This window comes from Streptomyces sp. (assembly GCF_031178505.1).
Classification (GTDB): domain Bacteria; phylum Actinomycetota; class Actinomycetes; order Streptomycetales; family Streptomycetaceae; genus Streptomyces; species Streptomyces gulbargensis.
In genome coordinates, this window is the sequence record NZ_JAPSIW010001054.1 from 1 (window position 1) to 1,577 (window position 1,577).

At 75.8% G+C, this 1,577-nt stretch carries 2 protein-coding genes and 1 pseudogene; 2 read left to right on the forward strand and 1 reads right to left on the reverse strand.

Going from position 1 to position 1,577, the window contains the following annotated elements; all coding sequences use genetic code 11:
• Positions 1-493, reverse strand: a 493-nt coding sequence (locus RIF68_RS36165; RefSeq protein ID WP_309055910.1) for a helix-turn-helix domain-containing protein, incomplete at its 3' end; no start/stop codon positions are given.
• A gap of 79 nt (positions 494-572) precedes the next feature.
• Here RIF68_RS36165 and RIF68_RS36170 point away from each other — a divergent pair.
• Together RIF68_RS36170 and RIF68_RS36175 are read left to right on the forward strand one after the other, a co-directional pair.
• A complete protein-coding gene (locus tag RIF68_RS36170) occupies positions 573-1,367 on the forward strand; it encodes an SDR family oxidoreductase (RefSeq protein WP_309055912.1) in 795 nt (264 codons plus the stop codon).
• 30 nt (positions 1,368-1,397) lie between these two features.
• Positions 1,398-1,577 (forward strand): annotated as a pseudogene (locus tag RIF68_RS36175) (nuclear transport factor 2 family protein); the annotation flags it as partial.

The following is a 1,577-nucleotide window of genomic DNA, read 5'->3' on the forward strand; positions in this document are numbered from 1 at the left end:
TGTCGTAGAGGCCGCCCGCGGGGCCCGTGGGCGTGTCGATGACGGCGTCCAGTTCGGCCATCGCGCCCGCGTACCAGGAGAGCACCTCCTGGTGGGTGACCGTGCCCCGTACCGCGGCCACGCGCCGTGCGGGCGCGGGGCGCAGCTCGACGTCGACGCCGGCCGGTTCGGGGCGCAACAGCCGGCGCAGCGACGCGACGGCCGCCTGGGTCCGTGACAGTTGGTCCTGGAGCCGCTGGAGGTGTTCGCCCACCAGGTGTGCGCGTACGGTCGGGTCCGGGGTGAGCAGGATCCGCCGGACGTCGGCGAGCGGTACGTCGAGTTCCCGCAGCCGGGAGATGACCTGTGCGCCGGGGATCTGGGCGGGGTCGTAGTACCGGTAGCCGCTCGACGGGTCCACGTGCGCGGGCTCCAGCAGTCCGGCCTCGTGGTAGCGGCGCAGCGTACGGATGCTCAGGTGGGTCAGCCGGGAGAACTCGCCGATCGTCAGCACTCCTCCACTGTGCACCCTCCCGCAGGGGGAGAGTGCAGCGCTTGACCCGGGTGCCGCGGGAGGCGGCACGCTCCGTCACATGACCAGCAGCCTTTCCCTCTCCCCCGACCTCGCGGGGCGTCTCGCCGTCGTCACCGGCGCCGGACGGGGCACCGGCGCCGCGATCACGGCCCGCCTGCGCGCGGCCGGCGCCACCGTGCTCCCGACGGCTCGCACGGCGCCCGCGTCCGCGGCGGACGACCCGCTCTTCGTCACGGCCGACCTGACCACGCCGGACGGCGTCGGCGCCGTGGTCTCGGCGGTGCGCGACCGGCTCGGCACCCCGGACGTCGTCGTGCACACGCTCGGCGGCTCGCACGCGCCGGCCGGCGGGTTCGCCGCCCTCACCGACGCCCACTGGCAGGACGAGCTCGCCCTCAACCTGCTGGCCGCCGTGCGCCTCGATCGCGCGCTGCTCCCGGCGATGCGGGACGCGGGCCGGGGCGCCGTCGTCCACGTCTCCTCCATCCAGCGCCGGCTGCCCCTGCCCGACGCCACGCTCGGCTACGCCGCTGCCAAGGCCGCGCTGACCACGTACAGCAAGGGCCTCGCCCGGGAACTGGCTCCGCACGGAGTACGGGTCAACGTCGTCTCCCCGGGCGCGATCGAGACGGAGGGCACCGCGGCCCTTGTGGCCCGCATCGCCGACGCGCAGGGCATCGACCGGGCCGCGGCCTGGGACCAGGTGCTGGCCTCGCTCGGCGGCATCCCCCTCGGCCGCCCGGCACGGCCCGAGGAGGTGGCCGAGCTGGTCGCCTTCCTCGTCTGCGACCGCGCCACCGCCATCACGGGCGCCGAGCACACCATCGACGGCGGCACCGTCCCCACGCTCTGACCCCTCCCCCGCACCCAGGAGAGTTCCCGCATGACCCTGGACGGCCTTCCCGGCCTGCCCGACCTGCCCGCCCGTATCCGGACCTACCTCGATGCCCACAGGCGCCACGACGTGCCCGCGGCGGCCGGCTGCTTCGGCCCCGCCCCGGTGGTCGTCGACGACGGCCGCACCCACCGCGGCCGCGACGCGGTCAGGGCCTGGCTCGAGAGG